Annotated in this window: 17 protein-coding genes; 5 read left to right on the top strand and 12 right to left on the bottom strand. The window is 72.5% G+C overall.

What is annotated here, in order from left to right:
- The first annotated feature begins 117 nt into the window (after positions 1-117).
- From ACF1BH_RS02250 to ACF1BH_RS02240, 3 genes are all read left to right on the top strand, one after another.
- Entirely contained in the window at positions 118-1,455 is a 1,338-nt protein-coding gene (locus ACF1BH_RS02250; protein ID WP_030287957.1) for a PhoH family protein, read from the top strand.
- A gap of 408 nt (positions 1,456-1,863) precedes the next feature.
- Positions 1,864-2,565 (top strand): transglycosylase SLT domain-containing protein, encoded by a 702-nt coding sequence (locus ACF1BH_RS02245; RefSeq protein ID WP_391640483.1) that lies wholly within the window; start codon positions 1,864-1,866, stop codon positions 2,563-2,565.
- A gap of 128 nt (positions 2,566-2,693) precedes the next feature.
- Entirely contained in the window at positions 2,694-4,235 is a 1,542-nt protein-coding gene (locus tag ACF1BH_RS02240; protein ID WP_391640482.1) for an AI-2E family transporter, read from the top strand.
- A gap of 84 nt (positions 4,236-4,319) precedes the next feature.
- Here ACF1BH_RS02240 and ACF1BH_RS02235 read toward each other — a convergent pair whose 3' ends face one another.
- Both ACF1BH_RS02235 and ACF1BH_RS02230 read right to left on the bottom strand, forming a co-directional pair.
- Positions 4,320-4,853 (bottom strand): alkyl hydroperoxide reductase, encoded by a 534-nt coding sequence (locus ACF1BH_RS02235; protein ID WP_391640481.1) that lies wholly within the window; start codon positions 4,851-4,853, stop codon positions 4,320-4,322.
- An 11-nt stretch (positions 4,854-4,864) separates the two neighbouring features.
- Positions 4,865-5,419 (bottom strand): peroxiredoxin, encoded by a 555-nt coding sequence (locus tag ACF1BH_RS02230; protein ID WP_030287969.1) that lies wholly within the window; start codon positions 5,417-5,419, stop codon positions 4,865-4,867.
- A 284-nt stretch (positions 5,420-5,703) separates the two neighbouring features.
- Between ACF1BH_RS02230 and ACF1BH_RS02225 the strand changes: the two genes are divergently transcribed.
- Positions 5,704-6,675, top strand: coding sequence for a hydrogen peroxide-inducible genes activator (locus ACF1BH_RS02225; RefSeq protein WP_391640480.1), 972 nt, complete (start codon positions 5,704-5,706; stop codon positions 6,673-6,675).
- A 61-nt stretch (positions 6,676-6,736) separates the two neighbouring features.
- Here ACF1BH_RS02225 and ACF1BH_RS02220 read toward each other — a convergent pair whose 3' ends face one another.
- From ACF1BH_RS02220 to ACF1BH_RS02190, 7 genes are all read right to left on the bottom strand, one after another.
- On the bottom strand, positions 6,737-9,016 hold the full coding sequence (locus ACF1BH_RS02220) for an ABC transporter permease (protein ID WP_391640479.1): 2,280 nt from the start codon (positions 9,014-9,016) through the stop codon (positions 6,737-6,739).
- A gap of 56 nt (positions 9,017-9,072) precedes the next feature.
- The gene (locus tag ACF1BH_RS02215) at positions 9,073-9,762 is read right to left on the bottom strand and encodes an ABC transporter ATP-binding protein (RefSeq protein ID WP_391640478.1); all 690 of its coding nucleotides are present in this window, start codon (positions 9,760-9,762) and stop codon (positions 9,073-9,075) included.
- The gene (locus ACF1BH_RS02210) at positions 9,759-10,283 is read right to left on the bottom strand and encodes a PadR family transcriptional regulator (RefSeq protein ID WP_391640477.1); all 525 of its coding nucleotides are present in this window, start codon (positions 10,281-10,283) and stop codon (positions 9,759-9,761) included. Before ACF1BH_RS02210 ends, ACF1BH_RS02215 begins: the two co-directional genes overlap by 4 nt.
- Before the next feature lie 132 nt (positions 10,284-10,415).
- On the bottom strand, positions 10,416-12,803 hold the full coding sequence (locus ACF1BH_RS02205; protein WP_391640476.1) for an ABC transporter permease: 2,388 nt from the start codon (positions 12,801-12,803) through the stop codon (positions 10,416-10,418).
- On the bottom strand, positions 12,800-13,486 hold the full coding sequence (locus tag ACF1BH_RS02200) for an ABC transporter ATP-binding protein (protein ID WP_391640475.1): 687 nt from the start codon (positions 13,484-13,486) through the stop codon (positions 12,800-12,802). Before ACF1BH_RS02200 ends, ACF1BH_RS02205 begins: the two co-directional genes overlap by 4 nt.
- A gap of 233 nt (positions 13,487-13,719) precedes the next feature.
- Complete coding sequence (locus ACF1BH_RS02195; RefSeq protein ID WP_391640474.1) at positions 13,720-14,001, bottom strand: hypothetical protein; 282 nt, start codon at positions 13,999-14,001, stop codon at positions 13,720-13,722.
- Positions 13,998-14,963, bottom strand: coding sequence for an SPFH domain-containing protein (locus tag ACF1BH_RS02190; protein WP_391640473.1), 966 nt, complete (start codon positions 14,961-14,963; stop codon positions 13,998-14,000). Before ACF1BH_RS02190 ends, ACF1BH_RS02195 begins: the two co-directional genes overlap by 4 nt.
- 274 nt (positions 14,964-15,237) lie before the next feature.
- Between ACF1BH_RS02190 and ACF1BH_RS02185 the strand changes: the two genes are divergently transcribed.
- On the top strand, positions 15,238-17,535 hold the full coding sequence (locus ACF1BH_RS02185) for a transglycosylase domain-containing protein (RefSeq protein WP_391640472.1): 2,298 nt from the start codon (positions 15,238-15,240) through the stop codon (positions 17,533-17,535).
- A gap of 73 nt (positions 17,536-17,608) precedes the next feature.
- Here the strand turns inward: ACF1BH_RS02185 and ACF1BH_RS02180 are convergent, their stop codons facing one another.
- From ACF1BH_RS02180 to ACF1BH_RS02170, 3 genes are all read right to left on the bottom strand, one after another.
- Positions 17,609-19,072, bottom strand: a complete 1,464-nt coding sequence (locus ACF1BH_RS02180; protein WP_391640471.1) for a catalase — start codon at positions 19,070-19,072, stop codon at positions 17,609-17,611.
- A gap of 210 nt (positions 19,073-19,282) precedes the next feature.
- Entirely contained in the window at positions 19,283-21,586 is a 2,304-nt protein-coding gene (locus ACF1BH_RS02175) for a SpoIIE family protein phosphatase (RefSeq protein WP_391640470.1), read from the bottom strand.
- An 85-nt stretch (positions 21,587-21,671) separates the two neighbouring features.
- Entirely contained in the window at positions 21,672-22,355 is a 684-nt protein-coding gene (locus ACF1BH_RS02170; RefSeq protein ID WP_391640469.1) for a class I SAM-dependent DNA methyltransferase, read from the bottom strand.
- Positions 22,356-22,466 lie beyond the last annotated feature (111 nt).

Below are 22,466 nucleotides of genomic sequence, written 5' to 3'. Positions count from 1 at the left end.
GACCCGCACGGACGACGCGGAGGGCCGGCGTTCGGCCCGCGCAGCGCGGCCAGAACCCGGTCCTGTCCCCCGCGACGCCGTCGCACCCCGACCTCATCCGAGGGGGTTCGTCCACCCGTGGTGAACAGCAACAAGCGCCGTGAGAGCGGCCGGCACACCTACGTCCTCGACACCAGCGTCCTGCTGGCCGATCCAGGCGCCATGTCCCGCTTCGACGAGCACGAGGTCGTTCTGCCGGTCGTGGTGGTCACGGAGCTGGAGGCCAAGAGGCACCATCCAGAGCTGGGGTACTTCGCGCGGCAGGCGCTGCGCCTGCTGGACGAGTACCGCGTACGGTTCGGGCGGCTGGACGCGCCCCTGCCGATCGGCGATCTGGGCGGCACCCTCAGAGTCGAACTGAACCACTCCGACCCGGGGATCCTGCCCGCCGCCTTCTGGAACGGCCACAGCCGCGTCGGCGACAACGACGCACGGATCCTCGCCGTCGCCCGCAACCTCCAGGCCGAGGGGTACGACGTCACGGTCGTCTCCAAGGACCTGCCGATGCGGATCAAGGCGTCGTCCGTCGGGCTGCTCGCCGAGGAGTACCGCGCCGAACTCGCCGTCACCGACTCCGGCTGGACGGGCATGAGCGAGGTAGCCGTCACCGCCGAGCAGGTCGACGCGCTCTTCGCCGACGAGGTCGCGCACGTACCGGAGGCCGACGGACTGCCCGTCCACACCGGGCTCGTCCTCCAGTCGGAGCGCGGCAAGGCGCTGGGCCGGGTCACCGAGGATGGCGCGGTGCGGCTGGTGCGCGGCGACCGCGAGGCGTTCGGCATCCACGGCCGCAGCGCCGAACAGCGCATCGCCCTGGACCTGCTGCTGGACCAGGAGGTCGGCATCGTCTCCATGGGCGGGCGGGCCGGCACGGGCAAGTCGGCGCTGGCGCTCTGCGCGGGCCTGGAGGCGGTGCTGGAGCGCCGTCAGCACCGCAAGGTGATGGTCTTCCGGCCGCTGTACGCGGTGGGCGGGCAGGAGCTGGGCTATCTGCCGGGCAGCGAGTCCGAGAAGATGAGCCCCTGGGCGCAGGCGGTCTTCGACACGCTCTCCGCGGTGACGAGCAAGGAGGTCATCGAGGAGGTCGTGGAGCGCGGCATGCTGGAGGTGCTGCCGCTGACCCACATCCGCGGCCGGTCGCTGCACGACGCGTTCGTCATCGTCGACGAGGCCCAGTCCCTGGAGCGGAACGTCCTGCTGACGGTGCTCTCCCGGATCGGGGCCAACTCCCGGGTGGTGCTCACGCATGACGTCGCGCAGCGGGACAACCTGCGGGTCGGGCGGCACGACGGGGTGGTCGCCGTGGTGGAGAAGCTGAAGGGCCACCCGCTCTTCGCCCACGTCACGCTGACCCGCTCGGAGCGGTCGCCGATCGCCGCGCTGGTGACCGAAATGCTGGAGGACGGCAGCATCTGACCCGGTGTGTACGACGGGACGCCGCCCGGAGAAGCCAAGGAGCTTAGCCGGGCGGCGTTCTGATGCGCGGGAATATCCGGGAATCTCAGGGGGCAAACCGGGTGTGAGCTTTCACACCCGGTGGAGAATTGATTCCCGGTGGCCCCGTCGGGCAGAGTCTGGGTCCTGTCAGGCCCCGCATACGGCACCACCAGCATCCCCAGAGGTGCGGCACCACCCGAACTTCATAGTGAACCGCCGTATGCCGCCCGAGCACCACGCGGACCCCGAGGGGGACGTACCGGGCCCGTGCCTCCCGTGACCAGCCGCCCCTTCCGCTCAACAGGGGGCGGAACAAGGGAAGCCAGCGCCAGGGGCACGATTGCGTCCGCGAGGTCACCTATGCGGGCGATGCTGGAAGGAAATCGTGTGAGCCGGATTTCGGTCCGGGGATTCGCCGTGGCCTCCGCCACCGCGGTCACCACCGTCGGCGCCGTTGTCGGCGTCGCTGCAGGCAGCCAGCCGGGTCTGGACAACAGCAACACCCAGGCCACGGCAGCCGACGCGACGATCGCCGATCTCCCCGCGGGCCAGCAGGCCCAGGTGCAGACGGCTTCCCTGACGCAGCAGGCGGACGACCAGTCCACCCAGGCCGATGCGGCAGCCCTCAAGTCCGCGCAGGAGTCGGCACGCAAGGACGCCGCGCAGACCGCGAAGGAGAAGAAGGCCGCCGCGGACGACGCGAAGGCGAAGTCCGACGCCGAGGAGCGCAAGAAGAAGCTGGAGGTGTCGCGTTCCGCGACCCGTGACGCCAGCGACTTCGTCGCCAAGGCCTCGTACACGGTTGCTGAGACGCAGGCCATCGCGCGACAGATGGTCCCGGCCGATCAGTTCCAGTGCTTCAGCAACATCGTGAACCACGAGTCCACCTGGAACTACCGGGCCACCAACGCCTCCTCCGGCGCATACGGTCTCGTCCAGGCGCTCCCCGGCTCCAAGATGGCCTCCGCGGGTGCCGACTGGCAGACCAACCCGGCCACCCAGATCAAGTGGGGCCTGAACTACATGAACAGCCGCTACGGCAGCCCCTGTGGCGCCTGGAGCTTCTGGCAGGCCAACAGCTGGTACTAGGCCGTACCCCGGCAGCACCGCACGTACACCCGAAACCCCCGACCGCGTCAGCGTCGGGGGTTTCGTGCGTCCCGCACAGGTAACGTCGTCCCGTCAGGAGTGGGGGGCGGGAGGGGAAGAGGAACGACATGTCCAGATTGCCTCAATGGGTCGGTGGCCTCGGCGCCGGTCTGACGCGGCTCGCGCAGCGGCTGGAGGAACAGCGCCGCCGGGCGGAAGCCGCTGCGGCGGCCGAGAGCGCCGTGGCGGCCGAGGACGCGGAGGCGCTGCGGCGTGACGGGGGCTCCGCGCCCTCGGGCGGGGCGGAAGCCTCCGGGGCGGCGCGGCCGGAGCCCGACGTGGCCGCCACGGTGATGGCGTCCGTGGCGGTGAAGGAGCCCGCGGCGGCCGAGGAGTCCGAGGCGGCGGCTGCCCGACCGGAGCCGGTGGCCGTGGTGTCCGGGAACGGGGCGGCGCCGTCCGGTGCGGCGGAGGGCCGGGTGGCCTTGGCCGTTCCCGCGCCGCCCTCGTACGCACCGGCTGTCGGTGCGCGGCCCGATCCGGCGTCCGCGGTGCCGTGGGGGGTCCGGGTCGCCGCCGAGGCGGGGTGGCGGCTGCTGGTGCTGGCCGGGACGCTCTGGGTGCTGGCCCAGGTGATCACCACCATCGAGCTGGTCGTCCTGGCCTTCGTCGCGGCGCTGTTGATCACCGCGCTGCTGCAGCCGACGGTGGCCTGGCTGCGGCGCCGGGGGTTGCCGCGCGGCGTCGCCACGGCGCTGACGTTCATCGGCGGCTTCGTGATCATGGGGCTGGTCGGCTGGTTCGTCGTCTGGCAGGTGCAGGCCAATATCGACTCGGTCTCCGACCGGATCCAGGAGGGCATCACCGAGCTGAAGGGCTGGCTGCTCAAGAGCCCGTTCCATGTGACCGACGGCCAGATCAACAACATCGCCAAGAACCTTCAGGACGCGGTCGGCGCCAACACCGAGGCGATCACCTCCGCCGGTCTGGAGGGCGTCACCGTCGTCCTGGAGGTGCTCACCGGCATCCTGCTGGCGATGTTCACCACGCTCTTCCTGCTCTACGACGGCCGGCGGATCTGGGAGTGGATGCTGAAGCTGGTCCCGTTCGCCGCCCGCGAGGGCGTGGCGGGCGCCGGGCCGCGCGCCTGGCGGACGCTGACCGCGTACGTCCGCGGCACGGTGCTGGTCGCGATGATCGACGCGTTCTTCATCGGTATCGGGCTGTACTTCCTCAAGGTGCCGCTGGCCGTGCCGCTCGCGGTCTTCATCTTCCTGTTCGCCTTCATCCCGCTGATCGGTGCGGTCGTCTCGGGCGCGCTGGCCTGTGTCGTCGCGCTGGTCACCCAGGGCATGTTCACCGCGCTGATGGTGCTCGCGGTGGTGCTGGCGGTGCAGCAGATCGAGGGCCACATCCTGCAGCCGTTCATCCTGGGGCGCGCGGTCCGGGTCCACCCGCTCGCGGTGATCCTGTCGGTGGCGGCGGGCGGGCTGATCGCCGGGATCGGCGGTGCGGTGGTCGCCGTCCCGCTGGTCGCGGTCACCAACACCGTCGTCGGCTACCTCCGTTCGTACTCCCTGGAACAGGCGGTACGGATGGCGCCGCAGCCACGGGGCGCCACGGCGATCGAGGTGGCGCCGACACCGGCGCGGCGGCCGCCGCAGGACTGACCGACGGCTTCGAGGACGCGAAGAAGCCCCGTGGACCGACCGGTCCACGGGGCTTCTTCGCTGTGCGCGGGTGCGCGGGCGGGATTACTCCGCCAGCGCGGCCTCGGCGTCGAGGGTGGCGCCGACGGCCTGGAGGACGGCGGCGATCTTGACGGCCTCCTGGATCGTCTCGCGGTCCACACCGGCCTTGCGGAGCACCTGCTCGTGCGAGTCGAGGCACATACCGCAGCCGTTGATGGCCGAGACGGCCAGCGACCACAGCTCGAAGTCGACCTTGTCCACGCCCGGGTTGCCGATGACGTTCATCCGCAGACCGGCGCGCAGCGTGCCGTACTCCGGGTCCGACAGCAGGTGCCGGGTCCGGTAGAACACGTTGTTCATCGCCATGACGGCGGCGGCGGACTTGGCGGCCTGGTACGCCTCGGGGGAGAGGTTGGCCTTGGCCTCCGGCTCCAGCTCGCGGAGCACCTTCGGCGAGCGCGAGGCGATCGCGCAGGCCAGGACGGTGCCCCACAGCTGCTGCTGCGGGAGGTCGCTGTTGCCGATGACCGAGCCGAGGTTCAGCTTCAGGTCCTTGGCGAAGTCCGGGACTGCGGACTTCAGTTCATCGAGAGCCATGAGGGATCAGCTCACTCGCCCGAGAGGAGCGCGACCGGGTCGAGGGTCTCGTCGCCCTTGGACCAGTTGCAGGGGCACAGCTCGTCGGTCTGCAGGGCGTCGAGGACCCGCAGGACCTCCTTGGGGTTACGGCCGACGGAGCCGGCGGTCACCATCGTGAACTGGATCTCGTTGTTCTGGTCGACGATGAAGACGGCGCGCTGCGCGAAGCCGTCCTCGCCCTCGATGCCCAGGTCGCGCATGAGCTCGTGCTTCGAGTCGGCGAGCATCGGGAAGGGCAGGTCGGTCAGGTCCGGGTGGTCCTTGCGCCAGGCGTGGTGCACGAACTCGGAGTCGCCGGAGAAGCCGAGGATCTGGGCGTCACGGTCGGCGAACTCGTCGTTCAGCTTGCCGAAGGCGGCGATCTCGGTGGGGCACACGAAGGTGAAGTCCTTCGGCCACGCGAAGACGATCTTCCACTTGCCTTCGTAGGTCTTGTGGTTGATCTGCTCGAACTCCTTGCCGGACTCGAGCGAAACGCAGGCGGTCAGGTCGAACTCGGGGAACTTGTCACCGACAGTGAGCACGCGCTCTCCTTGCAACACCGGAAGTCCCTTTTGGGGCATTCCTTGAGGGTTGGACGGATAACACAGTGCCATACGGAGCATTGATCAGGGAAATAGCCAGAGTTGTTGATGTTGATTGGGTGCGGTTATCAGTGCTGTTCGGATGGTGTGCCGTGTCCCGGTGAGCGGTGTCGGGGCGCCGAAAATCGGCGTACGGGGGTGGGGGCCGCTGCGCAGGAGGCCGAGCCGGTGGGTCCGGGCGGTGGCTCCGTAGACTGGAATGTGTTGATCGGAGGTGGTTATCAGTGGCGTCGCCGGCGAGCGGGGGACGGGCGCGGCAGCCGAGCCTGGCGCAGCTGCGGGCCTTCGTCGCGGTCGCCGAGCATCTGCACTTCCGGGAGGCCGCGGCCGAGATCGGGATGAGCCAGCCCGCGCTGTCCGGTGCGGTGTCGGCGCTGGAGGAGACGCTCGGCGTCCAACTGCTGGAGCGGACCACCCGCAAGGTGCTGCTCTCCACCGCCGGGGAGCGCGTCGCGGCGCGGGCGCGGGCGGTGCTGGCGGCCGTCGGCGATCTGCTGGAGGAGGCGGAGGCGGCCCGAGCGCCGTTCACCGGGACGCTGCGGCTCGGGGTGATCCCCACCGTCGCGCCGTATCTGCTGCCGACGGTCCTGCGGCTGGTCCACGACGCCTACCCCGACCTCGATCTCCAGGTCCACGAGGAGCAGACCGCCTCGCTGCTGGACGGGCTCGGGCACGGGCGGCTCGACCTGCTGCTGCTCGCGGTGCCGCTCGGCGTCCCACAGATCACCGAACTTCCGCTGTTCGACGAGGACTTCGTCCTGGTCGCGCCGAAGGAGCACTGGCTGGGCGGGCGCGGTGACATCCCCCGCGAGGCGCTCAAGGAGCTGGATCTGCTGCTGCTCGACGAGGGGCACTGCCTGCGCGACCAGGCCCTCGACATCTGCCGTGAGGCCGGCCGCGAGGAGGGGGCGCCGGTGACGACCAGCGCGGCGGGCCTGTCGACGCTGGTGCAGCTGGTGGCCGGCGGGCTCGGTGTGACGCTGCTGCCGCGCACCGCGCTGCGCGTGGAGACCGCCCGCAACGACGCGCTGACCACCGGGTACTTCGCCGACCCGGCGCCCGCCCGGCGGATCGCGCTGGCGATGCGGAGCGGCGCGGCCCGCCAGCGCGAGTTCGAGGAGTTCGCGGCGGCGCTCCGGGTGGCGCTGAGGGGGCTGCCGGTGCGGATGGTGGAGGCGGGGGCGGAAGCGGCGTAACCGGTCCGGGCCCGGGGCCGTACCGGTCCGGCGGGCTCCGGCACCACCGGACCGGCGCGCTTCACTCCGTCCGCAGCCCCTCCGGGCGCATCATCCGCCACAGCGGCGGCAGGCTCAGGGCCGTGACGAAGAGGATCACGCCGCCGCCGATGCCCGCCATACCGGCCACCACCGGCCAGTCGACCTGTATCTCCGCGTGGATCATCCGCAGCAGCAGCGTGCCCAGCAGCAGACCGCAGCCGACCGCGAGCGCCAGCCCGAGCAGGACCGGGACCGCCGTCTGCCACAGGACCGACCAGCCAAGACCGGAGCGGCGCACCCCGAAGGCGTGGAGCGAGGAGAGGACCCGGCGGCGCTCGTGGAGCTGTTCCACCGTCGAGATGATCAGGCCCGCGCCGATCAGCAGCAGGGTGACCGCGGCGGCGGCGAACAGCCCGTTGCGGACGCCGGAGTAGGCCCGGTCGTGCGGGTTGTCCACCGCGGAGGTCTCGTACGGCGTCGGGGTGGTCCGCGCCATCGTGGTGCGGATCCGTTCGACGGCGTCGGGGACGGCGCGGTCGAAGCCGACGCGCAGCGCCATGTCGCCCATGCCCAGGCGGCGGATGTCGACGGTGGAGGGGGTGGCCAGGATGTCGTAGCGGTGGTCGTCCGGCCCGTCGCCGGTGTGCAGCAGCCGGGCCGTGCGGGCGTCGGCGGGGAGCGTCCACGGGCGCGGGGTGGTGCGGTCCTCGGGGGCGAACGGCGGGTTGAGGTCGAGGACGGTGCCGGGCCGGACCGCCCTGGCGCCGGGGCCCTGCGCCGCGAAGACGTCGCCGTCGCGGCAGGAGTCCAGCGCGGCCACCCGGCGCAGTTCGGCGCAGCTGCCGACGGCGAGGTTCTGGAAAGTGTCGCTGTTGTGCAGGACGCCCACGGTGCCCTCGATGACGCCGTGGGCATCGGTCGCCCCCGGCGTGGCGCGCACCGCGGCGAGCGCCCGTTCGGTCTGCTGCCAGCTCTCGGCCTGGGCGGTGTAGCCGAGCCGGGGCAGCGCGCCGGAGCGGGCGTACGCCTGGGCGAAGCCGTCCTGCATGCCCGTGAAGAGCATGTGGATGGCGATGGCCCCGGCCACCGCGACGGTGATGCCGCTGACCGCGCGGGTCGCCGAAGCGCCGGAGACCTGGAGCCGGCGGATGGCCAACTGCCAGGGGACCGGGCCGCCGCGCAACCGGCCCACCACCGCCTCGACCAGCCACGGCAGCAGCGCCGTGACGCCGAACAGCAGCAGCATCGAACCGGCGGCCAGCTTCGTGGTGTTGGCGGCGGAGTCGACCCAGTTCTGCTGCCGGAGCATCGGGACCAGCAGCGCCAGGCCCAGCGCCGGTGGCAGCAGCCGCCACCACAGCCGACGGCGCGGCGCGGGCCGCCGGTGCACCACACCGAGCGGATCGACCGTCACCCCGCGCTGCGCGAACAGCGTCACCAGGACCGAGACGGCCGGGACGAGGACGGCGATCAGCGCGGCGGGCAGCGCGCCGGGCCGGATGTCGGCGGGGAAGACGTTGATGTCCCACAGGGTGATCGACCCGGCGGTCCCCCGGGCGGCGAGGAACAACGCGGCGCCGCCCGCCAGCCCCAGCAGCGAGCCGAACAGCGCCTCACCGGCGGCGATCCGGCGGGTGGTGGCGATGTCCGAGCCGAGCAGCCGCAGCGCCGCCAGCCGCCGTTCGCGCTGGTCGTGGCCGAACCGTGCGGACGTACCGATGAAGACCGTCACCGGCGTCAGCAGCGCCACACACGTCATGATCACCAGCAGGGTGCCCTGCGGGGTCAGCGGCCGCGGGGTCCAGCTCTTGCCGAAGTGGTCGATGCGGTACCCGGCGGGCGGGCGCAGCGTCGCGCTGCCCGCGACATAGGTCAGCTCCGCCGGGCCCTGGAGCCCCGCGTCACCGATGGTGCCGACGATCTTGTACGGGAGCCGTTGGCGGAGCAGGGCGCTGCCCGGCTCGGCGAGCAGCTCCTTGAGCGCCGGGGAGACCCGCATCTCGCCGGGGCCTGGCAGATGGTCCATGCCGGGCGGCACCGGCGGATGCGCGCCGTCGGGCCGGACCAGCCGGCCCCGGATCGGCGCGCCGTGGAAGACGGTGTCGGCGCTCGCGTAGCGCACCGTGGTGTCGCCGCGCGGCGGTTCGTGCAGCTGGCCGAAGTTCTCGCGGGCCTTCTCGCGGCCGTGCCAGGCGTTCATCAGCGTCGGTACGGACGCGCCGATCAGCAGCACGGCGACGCCGAGGGCCACGCCGACCGCGGTCAGCGCCGTACGGGTCCAGCCCTCGCGGCCGCCGCCGGCGGCGAACCGTATGCCCATGGCCAGATCGCGGCACCAGCCGCGCGCCCGGACGGGCACGGGCGCGCCCGTGGAACTCACCGCAAGCCCGCCAGCAGGTCCTTCACCGTGCCGTCGCGGACGGTGATCTCACGGTCGGAGTAGGCGGCGACGCGGGTCTCGTGGGTGACGAGGACGACGGCCGCCTGCGTCTCGCGGGCGGCGTCGGTCAGCAGCGTCATCACGCGTTCGCCGTTGAGGGAGTCCAGCGCGCCCGTGGGCTCGTCGGCGAAGACCACGCGGGGGCGGGTGGCGAGGGCGCGGGCGACGGCGACGCGCTGGCCCTGGCCGCCGGAGACCTCGCCGGGGCGCTGCCTGTGCACGTCCTCCACCTCCAGCCGCTCCAGCCACTCCCGCGCCTGCCGCTCCGCCTCCTTGCGGCGGGCGCCGTTGAGGCGGAGCGGGAGGGCGACGTTCTCCAGGCAGGTGAGTTCGGGGACGAGCTGGCCGAACTGGAAGACGAAGCCGAAGTCGCTGCGGCGCAGGGCGCTGCGCTCGGCGTCGCTCATCGTCGTCAGATCGCGGTCGGCGTAGCGGACGGTGCCGCGGTCCGGCCGGACGATCCCCGCCAGGCAGTGCAGCAGTGTCGACTTGCCGGAGCCGGACGGGCCGAGGACCGCGACGACCTCACCGGGGTGGATGGAGAACTCCGCGCCGTCCAGCGCGGGCGTCGCGCCGTACGCCTTGTGCAGGTCGCTCGCGGCGAGCAGCGAACCCTCGGGCGTCATCCGTCCACCGTCTGCGCCAGGCCGTCGAGGCGGGCCGCGGTCAGCTCCAGCCAGCGCAGGTCCGCCTCCAGGTGGAAGAGCGCATGGTCGCAGATCAGCTGGTCGGCGAGGTCGCCCTGACGCTTGCGCTCGGTGAGCCCGCGCATCAGCCGCAGATGCTCGGCCCGCTGGGTGTCGAGCAGTTCGGCGGCGTCGCGCCCGGTCATCAGCGCGAGGACGACCTTGGTGTAGAGCGTCGACTGGAGATACGGCTCCGGCTTCTCCGGGCGGCTGAGCCACTGCCCGACGTCCGTGACGCCGGCGTCCGTGATCGCGTACCGCTTGCGCTCGGGGCCCGCACCGGCCTCGACGCCGTCCACCTCGACCAGACCGTTCTTCAGCAGCCGGGACATCGTCGAGTAGACCTGGCCGTAGTGCAGCGGACGGTCGTGCCCGAAGTGCTCGTCGAAGGCCCGCTTGAGGTCGTAGCCATGGCGGGGACCGGACTCCAGGAGGCCCAGCAGCGTATGACCGATTGACATGGCGACCACCTTACGTCGTGGGTGTATCCGGGGTGTATACGCTCGATTCATACGTACCCGCCACGGGCACCGGAACGCCCCGCGCGGCCCGGTGGCCGGGGCGCGCGGGGCGGGTTCCGTAGGGCGGTGCGCTCACTCGGTCCGCAGGCCGTCCGGGCGCATCAGCCGCCACAGCGACGGCAGGCTGAGCAGCGTGACGAGGAGGACCAGCAGGCCCCCGGCGAGCGGCAGCGGCCAGATCGCCGACCAGTCGTACGCGGCCTTGCCCGCGTTCCGCAGCAGCCCGGCGCCGAGCCCCAGACCGGCGGCGACCGCCAGGACGAGCCCCAGCACGATCGGCACCGCGGTCTGCCACAGCACCGACCAGGCGAGGGTGGAGCGGCGGGTGCCGAAGGCGACCAGCACCGACAGCAGCCGCCGCCGCTCGCGCAGTTGCTCCACGGTGGTGACCAGCAGCCCGGCGGCGACCAGCGCCATCGTCACGGTCGAGCCGAGCAGCAGGCCGGTGTGCACGCTGGCGTACTGGGCGTCGCTCTCGGTGTCGCGCACCGTCGTGGCGGACGCGCCCGGGCCCAGCTCGGCGGCGGCGTTGCGGACGTACTCCTCGGCGTCGGGCACCCCCGGATCCGTACGGATCAGGATGTGCGCCCACGGAGCCTGGAGCCGGGTGGTGTCGAGGGCGCCGGGGGTGGCGAGGACGCCGAGCGTGAGGTTGCCCGTCGGGTCCTTGCGGGCGGTGACCTCGCGGGTCTGCTGCGGGACGGTCCACAGGCGGGGCGTGCCGTGCGGCTTGCCGGTGTCCCCGTCGGCGTTGAGCAGGACCTTGCCGCCGGGGCGGGCGGACTCGCGGACCGCCGCGGCGTCGACCGCGAGACCGCCGCGGGTGGCGAGGAAGGCGTCGCCGTCGTGGCAGGGGCCGGTCTCCGCCACCTCGCGCAGCGCGGCGCAGTCGCCGACGATCACCGGGGCGCCGGGCGGGTACTCCTCACCCTTGCGCAGCGGGCCGGGGCGGGTCACGGTCGACTGGACCAGCGTGCGGGCGGTGCGGACGCCCGGTGCCTCGGCCAGCCGGGTGGCGGCGCGGCGGAGCGCGGCGCCGGTGGACTCCGGCAGCGACACGGACATCTGGGCCCGGCCGGAGTCCTGCCCGGTGCGCGTGACGAAGTCGGTCTGGAGCGCGGAGACCAGCAGCTGCAGCGCCAGGGCCCCGGCCACCGCGACGCAGATGCCGCTGACCGCGCGGGCCGCGGTGCCGCCGCTCAACTGGAGCCTGCGGACGGCGAGCTGCCAGGCGACCGGCCCGCGCCCGAGCCGGCCCACGACCGCCTCGATCACCCACGGCAGCACGGCCGTGACCCCGCACAGCGTGAGCGCCGCGCCCACCGCTGCCGGATAGGCGCCGACGCCGCGCGCCCGCGGGTCGAGCGGTCCGCTCAGCAACAGCAGCGCCGGGCCGCCGATCAGCAGCGGGAGCCGCCACCACAGCCGCCGGCGCCGGACCGTACGGCCGCGGGCCACGCCGAGTGGTTCGATGGCGACGCCGCGCAGCGTGAAGAGGGTGACGGCGAGGGCGGCGACCGGCACGGCCACCGCGATCAGCGCGGCCAGCGCCGGGAGCGGCGTCACGTCGGAGGGGAAGGCGTTGATGTCCCAGAGCGTGACGGAGCCCGCGTTCATCCGGCAGAGGAGGAACAGCACGGTGCCCAGCGCCAGTCCGCACAGCGCGCCGAAGAGGGCCTCGCCCGCGGCGATCCGGCGGGTGGTGGCGATGTCCGCGCCGACCAGCCGGAGCGCGGCCAGCCGCCGGTCGCGGCGGTCCCCGCCGAAGCGGATCGCGGTGGCGATGAAGACCGCCACCGGCATCAGCAGCACCACGCACGCGATGAGGATCAGCATCAGCAGCGTCGGGCTCATCGGCTGGTCGCCGAGGGAGTCGGCGCCGAAGTGGGTCAGCCGGAAGCCGTCCTCCGCTTTCAGGGGGACGTCGCTGGTCAGGTAGTACGCCAGCTCCTTCGGGCCGACCAGTCCGGAGTCGGCGATGGTGCCGGTGATCACGTACGGCAGCCGCTCGCGCAGCAGGGCCCCCTCGGGTGAGGAGAGCAGGGAGCGCAGGGCGGGCGAGACCGCCATCGTGCCGGGGCGCGGGTACGCGGTGATGCCCGGCGGGAGCGGGGCTTCGGGGCCCTCGGGGTGCAGCCGGAGGCCGAAGACCCGCTGGTCGTGGAAGGTGGTGGCGTCGTCCGTGGCGACCACGGTGCGGGCGGAGGCGGCCGGCGGGGCGCCGCCGTTGAGGATCTGCCGGGCCATGGAGCGTTCGTGGCGGCCCTCCATGAGGTGCGGCACCGACGCGGCGCCGAGCAGCAGCAGGACGCCGAGGCCGACACCGACGGCGGTCAGCGCCGTACGGGTCCAGCCCTCGCGGCCCCCGGCGGCGGCGAACCGCAGCCCCATGCCGAGGTCGCGGAGCCAGACCGCCGGGCCGTGCGGCGGCGCGGGCTGCCGGTGCGGTGGGCGCGTCATACGGCGGTCACCGCTTCCCTGACCTTGCCGTCGCGGACGGTGACCTCGCGGTCGGAGTAGGCGGCGACGCGGGTCTCGTGGGTGACGAGGACGACGGCCGCCCGGGTGGAGCGGGCGGCCTCGGTGAGCAGGCCCATGACACGTTCGCCGTTGAGGGAGTCCAGGGCGCCGGTCGGTTCGTCGGCGAAGAGGACGCGGGGGCGGGTGGCCAGGGCACGGGCGACGGCGACGCGCTGGCCCTGGCCGCCGGAGACCTCACCGGGGCGGCGCCCGGCGACGGGGTCCACCTCCAGCCGCTCCAGCCAGTCGCGGGCCTGCGCCTCGGCCGCCTTCCGGGCCGTACCGGCCAGCCGCATCGGGAGGGCGACGTTCTCCAGGCAGGTGAGTTCGGGGACGAGTTGGCCGAACTGGAAGACGAAGCCGAAGTCGCTGCGGCGCAGGGCGCTGCGTTCGGCGTCGCTCATCGTCGTCAGATCGCGGTCGGCGTAGCGGACGGTGCCGCGGTCCGGCCGGACGATCCCCGCCAGGCAGTGCAGCAGTGTCGACTTGCCGGAGCCGGACGGGCCGAGGACGGCGACGACCTCACCGGGGTGGATGGAGAACTCCGCGCCGTCCAGCGCGGGCGTCGCGCCGTACGCCTTGTACAGATCACCGGCGTGGAGCAGTGAGCCGGACGGGGTCATGGGCGGGCCTCCGGAGGTGCGGGCAAGGTGCGTCCTGGGAGCATGCGCCGCACTCTACATGAGGTGTATACATTGTGTGTATAGAGGAGGGGTGGGGTGGGGAGGGCGCCCCGTCCGGGTGGCCCGGTGGCCCGGTGGCCCGGTGGCCCGGTGGCCCGGTGGTGACCCGGGGGCGGCCGGTGCGGCCCGGGGGCGGCCGACGCGGCCCGGCGGTGGGCCGCCCGGTGCGGCGGTCAGTCCGCCGCCTCGTCCGGGCCCGTCTCCGGCGCCTTCGGCGGCCGTCCCCGACGGGGCGGCCCGCCCGTGCCGCGCGGCAGCCGGCCCGCGTCCGCCAGTGCCTTCCGCAGCAGGAACTCGACCTGCGCGTTGGTGCTGCGGAGTTCGTCGCCGGCCCAGCGGGCCAGTGCGTCGTGGATCAGCGGGTCCAGCCGCAGCAGCACCTGCTTGCGCTGCTGCGGCCGTCGCGCGGGCCTGCGGGCGCCGCCGCCCGGTCCCTCGGGGCTCTCGTCACTCACTGGTAGAGCGAGCCCGTGTTCAGTACCGGCTGGGCGGCGCGGTCACCGCACAGCACCACCATCAGATTGCCGACCATGGAGGCCTTGCGCTCCTCGTCCAGCTCGACGATGCCCTGCTCGCTGATGCGCACCAGCGCCTGCTCGACCATGCCGACCGCGCCCTCGACGATCTGCTGCCGCGCCGCGACCACCGCACCGGCCTGCTGCCGCTGGAGCATCGCCGAGGCGATCTCGGGCGCGTAGGCGAGGTGGCTGAAGCGGGACTCGATGATCCGCACGCCGGCCGCCTGTACCCGCGCGGTCAGTTCGGCGGCGAGCTTCTCGGTGATCTCCTCGGCGTTGCCGCGCAGCGACAGGGCGTCCTCGTCGTGCGCGTCGTAGGGGTACTCGATCGCGATGTGACGGACCGCCGCCTCGGTCTGGGTCGAGACGAACTCCAGGAAGTCGTCCACCTCGAAGAGCGCCTGTGCGGTGTCCTCGACCTGCCAGACGACGATCGACGCCAGCTCGATCGGGTTGCCGTACGCGTCGTTGACCTTCAGCACCGCGGTCTCGTGGTTCCGCACCCGGGTGGAGATCTTCCGGGCGCTGGTCAGCGGGTTGACCCAGCGCAGGCCGTCGGTGCGGATGGTGCCGACGTACCGGCCGAAGAGCTGGATCACCCGCGCCTCGCCCGGCGCCACCATCTTCACGCCCGTCATGCAGAACATCGAGGTCAGCAGCGTCAGGATGCCGACGATGATCAGCGCGGCGGCGAGCCCGGAGCTGCCGCCCGAACCGGCGACCCCGCCGCCGATGATCATGGCGATACCGAGGAAGAGGCCGAGCGTCGTCAGCAGCAGCGCCAGACCGCCCGGGATGCTGTGCGCGGTCTTCTCACGGACCTGCGGGGCCGGCATCTCGGGCGCGTCGGCGAGCGGCGCACCCTCTCTGGGCGGGGTGGTGGATGTGGTCTCGGACATGGGAGCCCCGTTTCTCGTGGCGCGTCCGGCGTGCCGGACGCGGGGTCGGCGGCGCGTCCGGACGGTCCCCGGCGCGATTTCACCGACTCATCAAAGTGATATCACTTTAACGCTCCGACCTGGTCGATGCGCAACCCCGTCCGCGGTTCCGTCGCGTCAGGTGCTCTTTGTCACGTAGGAAAACCCCTTGATCGATGAGCATTTGGGGGCAGATGCGGTGTTAGCTTCAACAGCTGACCCAGCGGGGGGCGGTACGACGAAAGTGACAGGAGCCATGGGCCGAGCGGACGCGACACGAGCGCGGCAGGGGAGCCGCGGGGCCGGGCCCCGACGCCCGAAGGGCCGGATACGCCGCCTCTTCACCTGGAAGAAGATGCTCGGCACCTTCTTCGGGATATGCCTGCTCGGCATAGCCGCCGCCTTCGGCCTGTACTTCTACGTCGACGTCCCCGCGGCGGGCACCGAACTCGCCACCGCGCAGAGCAACGTCTACAAGTACGCCGACGGCAAGGTGCTCGCCCGCACCGGCAAGCTCAACCGCGAGAGCGTCCCGCTCAGCCAGGTGCCCCTGGAGGTGCAGCACGCCTTCGTCGCCGCCGAGAACAAGACCTTCTACGACGACCACGGCATCGACCTCAAGGGCACCTTCCGCGGCATCTTCAAGACCCTCCAGGGCGAGGGCAAGCAGGGTGGCTCCACGATCACCCAGCAGTACGTCAAGAACTACTACCTCTCCCAGGAGCAGACGGTCTCCCGCAAGCTCCAGGAGATCGTGATCTCCCTCAAGGTCGACAACGAGAAGTCGAAGTCGGAGATCCTCGACGGCTACCTCAACACCAGCTACTACGGCCGCGGCGCCTACGGCATCCAGGCCGCCGCCCAGGCGTACTACCGCAAGGACGCCGACCACCTCACCGTCTCGCAGGGCGCCTACCTCGCTTCGCTGCTCCAGGCCCCCAACCAGTACGACTGGGCGCTCGCCACCCCCGACGGCAAGAAGCGCGCCAAGGCCCGCTGGGCCTACACCCTCGACAACATGGTCGAGATGAAGTGGCTCACCCAGGCCGAGCGGGACAAGCAGAAGTTCGACATCCCGAAGGACCCCAAGCCCCAGGAAGGGCTGACCGGTGCCACCGGCTATCTCGTCAAGGCTGCCAAGGACGAACTCTTCGCCCACGGCGTCGACGAGAAGAAGTTCGAGCTGGGCGGCTGGACCGTCACCCTCGGCATCGAGAAGGACAAGCAGCTCGCCCTGGAGCAGGCCGTCAAGCGCAAGCTGACCGCCGACCTCGACCCCAAGCTGCGCGAGGCCGACCGGAACGCCCAACTCGGCGCCGCCTCCGTCGACCCGGCCACCGGCCACATCGTCGCGATGTACGGCGGCGCCGGATACACCCAGCACTACATCAACAACGCGACGCGCCAGGACTACCAGCCGGCCTCCACCTTCAAGCCGCTGATCCTCGCCACCGCCCTGGAGAACCACGCCACCACCCAGGACGGCCGCCCGATCACGCCCGACACCGTCTACGACGGCACCAACCGGCGCCCGGTCACCGGCGGCACCGCCCCGTTCGCGCCGCCCAACGAGGACCAGCGCAGCTACGGCAACATCACCGTCCAGAAGGCGATGAACAACTCCGTCAACTCGGTGTTCGCGCAGATGGGCGCCGATGTCGGCCTCGACAGCCTGAAGAAGACCGCGACCTCGCTGGGCATGAACGGCGCCCGGATGGACGTCCAGCCCGCCATGACCCTCGGCTCCATGGGCGCCAGCCCGGTCCAGATGGCCGGCGTCTACGCGACCTTCGACAACCACGGCCGGAAGGTCACCCCGACCCTGGTCACCAAGGCCGAGCACGCCACCGACCCGGAGCCGGACCTGCCCGACCCGATCGGCGATCAGGTGCTGAGCCGCAAGACCGCCGACACCGTCACCTCCGTGCTGCGCGGCGTGGTCGACGACGGTACGGCCACGGCGGTGCAGGACACCACGTACCAGGCGGCGGGCAAGACCGGCACCTCCGACGACAACAAGTCGGCGTGGTTCGTCGGCTACACGCCCAAGCTGGTCACCGCCGTCGGCATGTTCGGCGAGGGCGAGGGCGGTAAGCAGGTCACCCTCCGCGGCGCCGGTGGCGGCGGCCGCGTCAACGGTGGCGGCTACCCGGCGCAGGTGTGGGCCGCCTACAACGCGGCGGCGCTCGGCTCCGGCGCCGGTGCCACCTTCGACCTGGACGCCGACTCGGGCATGGGCGTGGCCCCGCCGCCCCCGACGGACACCACCACGCCGCCGTCGGAGTCGCCGTCCGGCACCCCGACCGATACGGAGAGCCCGTCGGGCACGCCGTCCACCGACCCGACGCCGACCGACTCCGGCGACCCGACGCCCACCGGCACCGGCTCGACGCCGACCGACCCCGGCACCGGCGGTACCAACGGCGGCACCACCGGCGGCCCGGGCGGCGCCAACGGCGGCCAGGGCACCGGCGGCACCAACGGCACCGGTGGCGGCGGCGGTGGGGGCAACGGCCCCGGCGGCACCGTCGACGGTCTCAACGGGCTGAACTGACCGGCCCTCCCGTACGGCCCGCGGCCCCCGCCTCGTACCCACGAGGCGGGGGCCGCGGCCGTACGGCGGCGGGTCAGCCGCCGTTGACCTTCTTGGCGATCCGGTCGCCGATCTCCTTGTCGACGTTGCGCCAGTACTGCAGCGCCCGCTCCAGCACCGGCTTGCTGACGCCGCCCCGCAGATGCCCGGCGACATTGCCCACCAGCCGCTCACGCGCCGCGTCGTCCAGCACCTTGCGGACCAGCGTCCCCGGCTGCCCGAAGTCGTCGTCCTCCCGGCGCTTGGTGTACGCCTCCCGGACCAGCTCACCGGCGGCGGCCCAGCCCACCGGGTCCGTGCCCTCCTGGGCGGCGGCCGCCGGGCCTCCGTACGAGTTCGGTGCGTACGGCCGGGCCGCCCGCGACGGATCGAACCGCATCGGTCCGTCCTTGGCGTACGAGTGGACCGGGACGTGCGCCCGGTTCGGCGGCAGCTGGGCGTAGTTCGGGCCGATCCGGTACCGGTGCGTGTCCGGGTACGAGAACAGCCGCCCCAGCAGCATCTTGTCCGGCGACGGGCCGATCCCCGGCACGAGGTTCGACGGTTCGAACGCCGCCTGCTCGATGTGGATGAAGTAGTCCTCCGGGTTCCGGTTCAGCGTCATCCGCCCGACCTCGATCAGCGGGTAGTCGCCGTGCGGCCACACCTTCGTCAGATCGAACGGGTTGAACCGGTAGTCCGGCGCGTCGTCGAACGGCATGACCTGCACATACAGCGTCCAGGAGGGGGCGTTGCCGCTCTCGATCGCGTCGTGGAGGTCCCGGCGGTGGACGTCGGCGTCCTCACCGGCCAGCCGGTCGGCGTCCGCCTGCGTGAGGAAGTCGATGCCCTGGTCGGTCTTGAAGTGGTACTTGATCCAGAACTTCTCCCCTCCGGCGTTGACCCACATGTACGTGTGCGAGCCGTAGCCGTTCATGTGCCGGTACGTCTTGGGGATGCCGCGGTCGCCCATCAGCCAGGTGACCATGTGCGCGGATTCCGGCTGCAGCGTCCAGAAGTCCCACTGCATGTCGTTGTCGCGCAGCCCGTTGTCCGGGCGGCGCTTCTGCGAGCGGATGAAGTCCTGGAACTTGATCGTGTCGCGGACGAAGAAGACCGGGGTGTTGTTGCCGACCAGGTCGTAGTTGCCCTGCTCGGTGTAGAACTTCAGGGCGAAGCCACGCGGGTCGCGCCAGGTGTCGGGGGATCCCTGCTCACCGGCGACGGTCGAGAAGCGGGCCAGCATCTCGGTTGTCTTGCCCGGCTGGAAGAGATCCGCCTTGGTGAACTGGCTGACGTCGTTGGTGACCTGGAAGGTGCCGTACGCGCCGCTGCCCTTGGCGTGCACCACCCGCTCGGGGACCCGTTCCCTGTTGAACAGGGCCATCTTCTCGATCAGGTAGTGGTCGTGCAGCGCGATCGGGCCGTCGGGGCCGATGGTCAGCGAGTTCTCGTCGCTCTCGATCGGGATGCCGACGTTGTTCGTCGTGTGCGGGACGTTCTGCGCGGGCCTGGACATGGAGGAGCGCCTCCGTTTCGACGGGGGAGTGAGGGAGTGAGGGGGTCAGTCAGTCCCTTTTGTCCACCCAAGCAGTCAACGCCGCCGACGGCATGTCGGCAACCCTGGACCGACGGCGCCGCCTGGGCGCACCCGCACGGCCGAGGGCCCCGCCCGGCTGCCCGGACGGGGCCCTCGGCCCGCCGGACGCCTCCGCGCCCGGCCGGGTGATCAGCGCGGACCGGCGCCCGGCGGCATCGACAGCTCGAACCAGACGACCTTGCCCATGCTCAGCCGGGTGGCGCCCCAGCGCCGCGCCATACGGTTGACGAGATACAGACCGCGCCCGCCCTCGTCCGACGGGCGGGCCTGCCGCAGCCGCGGCAGCTGCGGGACGTCGTCGCCGACCTCGCAGCGCAGCACATCCGTGCGCAGCAGCCGCAGCGTCACCGGCCGCTCCGCATACCGCACCGCATTGGTCACCACCTCGCTGACCAGCAGCTCCACCTGATCCGTCAGCTCCTCCAGGCCCCAGCGCGACAGCGCCCGCCGGGCCAGCCGGCGCGCCTGCCCCGCCGTCTGGGCCTTCGGGTCGAGATACCAGTAGGCGACATCGCTGGGTGCTATCCCGTCGAATCTCGCCGCCAGCAACGCGATGTCGTCGTCGCGGTCGCCGGGCCCGAGCATGTCCAGGACCTCGTCGCAGAGCGGCTCCAGCGGCGGGGGATTCGGGCCCGTCAGCCGCGCCGTCTCCGCCAGCCGCTCCCGCAGCTGCTCGATGCCCGTCCACACGTCCCGGATCCGCGACTCCACCAGACCGTCGGTGTAGAGCACCAGCGTGGCACCGGCCGGGGCGTCCAGCTCCACCGCCTCGAAGTCCACGCCGCCGACCCCGATCGGTGCGCCCGCCGGGACCCGCAGCACCTCCGCCCGGCCGCCGCGGTGCAGCATGACGGGCGGCGGATGCCCCGCGTTCGCCACGATGATGCGGTGCGCCACCGGGTCGTACACCGCGTACAGGCAGGTCGCCATGCGGTCCGAACCCAGCCGCTGCGCCTGCTCGTCGAGGTGGTGCAGCACCTCCTGCGGCGGCAGGTCCAGCCCGGCCAGCGTCTGCGCCGTCGTCCGCAGCTGCCCCATGATCGCCGCCGACGTCATCGAATGCCCCATGACGTCCCCGACGACCAGCGCCACCCGGCTGCCCGGCAGCGGAATCGCGTCGTACCAGTCGCCGCCCACCCGCGCCGTCTCCGCGGCGGGCAGATAACGACTGGCCAGGCGGACGCCGGTGGGCTGCGGCAGCGAGTCCGGCAGCATCGTGCGCTGGAGCGCGTCGGCGATGTACGCCTCGCGGCCGTAGAGCACCGCCTTGTCCACACCGAGCGCGGTGTGCGTCGCCAGCTGCGCCGCGACCAGCAGATCGTCGCCCTCGAACGCCGGGCGGTCCGGGCGGCGCAGGAACACCGCCGCGCCGATCACCCGACGGCGGCCGCGCAGCGGCGCCAGGATCACCCGGCGCCCGCCCGGCAGTTGCGTGTCGTCGCCCAGCAGCTCCGGCAGCGCCGTCCGCGCCGCCGGGACGTCGCCGAAGAGCGGCCGCACCCCGCGCAACACCTCCGCCAGCGGCCCGCCGGCCAGCACCTCGGCCAGCTCGGCCGCGCTGCCGCCCATCGCCGGGCCCAGGTCGGGCTGCGCGGGCAGCACCGGCAGCCGGATGCCGTTGGTGTCCGGCTCCGCCGGGATCCGGTCGGTACGCCGCAGCCGCAGCACCATCGGCTCGGCCGGCCGCTCGTCGCCGACCGGCAGCGGATCGCGCAGATACACCAGGATCGCGTCGGCGAACGTCGGGACCGTCGCCCGGCAGAGCCCCAGCACGATCTCGTCCAGATCGATACCGCGGGCGATCCGCCGGGTGGCCGCGCCGATGAACCGCAGCCGGTCCCCGCCCGCCTGCCGGGCGGCCGCCGCCTCGTCACCCTCGCCCGGATGGCCCGCCCGCGCCGGAGGCACCGGCGCCGCGCCGCCCGTCTCACCCGCGGGCGGCGGTACGAACGCGCCGGCCGCCCCGCCGTCGGCCGGCGGCCGCGACCGGCCGCCCTCCCGTGGCCGCCCGATGCCCTCGGCCGGGACGTGGCCGGTGCCCGGCCGCGGCTCACCGGGGCGCGGCTCGCCCTGCTCCGGCGGCTGCGCCCCGCCGACCGCGCCGCGCGCCGCCAGCCCGTCGTCGTACGGGGCGTGACCGCCGGCTGTACGGGGACGGCCGTGGCCCGCGACCGGCTCGCCGCCGCCCGGCCCGGTACCGGCCGTGACCAGCGGGGCGTCCGGCGGCCCGGCGTCCGCGCCGTTCTCACCGCGCACGGCGAAACCGGCCCCGGGCAGCGGAGCGAAGCCCGCCGCTCCCGGCTGCTGGAGGGCGCTGCGCGGATCCGGCACCCCGCCCAGCGGCGAGGAGCCCGGGCCCCGCGCAGGGGACGCCGAAGGAGCGGCAGGCGGGACCGGCTGCCGCAGGTGGTGGGAGGTTGGGTGCTCCGTCACGCGTGGGATTCCATCCGTCCGGGGCTGCGCGCCCGACGCGCCGCGTGTCAAGCGCGCCGGTGCGACGCGCCTGACCCGCTGCGTCTCAAGCGCGTCGCAGGTGCAGAAAGAGCTGGATCTCAGGTGGTACGTCCGTACTGGCCGGGGCGTACGCGTAGGAATCCTCCCCGGCGATGTCGAAACCGGCGTCGCGCACGACACGGCGCAGGTCCTCACGCAGGAAACCCGATACCCGGATCGAGTTGCCCAGGAACGGAATCGTGAAGTCGTCCACATCGGCCTCGACCATGGACAGGGCCATCACCCCACCCGGCCGTAGCAGATCATGCAGCATCCGCAGCGCATAGGGAATCTCCGCGCGCGGCAGCATCAGCAGGGTGAAGTACGCCGTGATCCCGTCGAACGACCCGGGGCCGCCCAGCGAACCGTGGCGCAGCTCCGCGACGTCCAGCCGGTGGAACTCCGCCTCGGGGACGTTCTCCCCGGCCACCTTGACCATCGTGGGGGAGAGGTCGACGCCCACCACCCGGTGGCCCGCCTCGACGAGCTGACGGGAAGTGGGCAGCCCGGTGCCGCAGCCGACGTCCAGCACCCGCGAGCCGGGCGGCAGCTCACCGGCCAGCCACGCGGCGGACGACATCTGTCCGTCCTTGTGCGGGAACGCTTCGTCGTAGCGGTCGCCGATCGCGTCGAACGCCTCGGCCTGACCTGCCCGGTCCAGAGCTAACCGGTTCAGGCCCTCGTACTTGTCGTAGCTGTCAGCGCTCACGACCTCGCCTCTCCTGCGCCCGCGGTCAAGTTCTGTTGTGATTGGTGGAGTTGCGCCTGTGCAGCAGTCTCGCGGAGGACGATCCTACGGTTCGTGGCCCAGGGCGCAGCA

Origin of the sequence: Streptomyces sp. NPDC014733, from assembly GCF_043083385.1 — a bacterium.
GTDB lineage: Bacteria > Actinomycetota > Actinomycetes > Streptomycetales > Streptomycetaceae > Streptomyces.
This window is presented reverse-complemented; position numbering and strand designations above follow the sequence as displayed.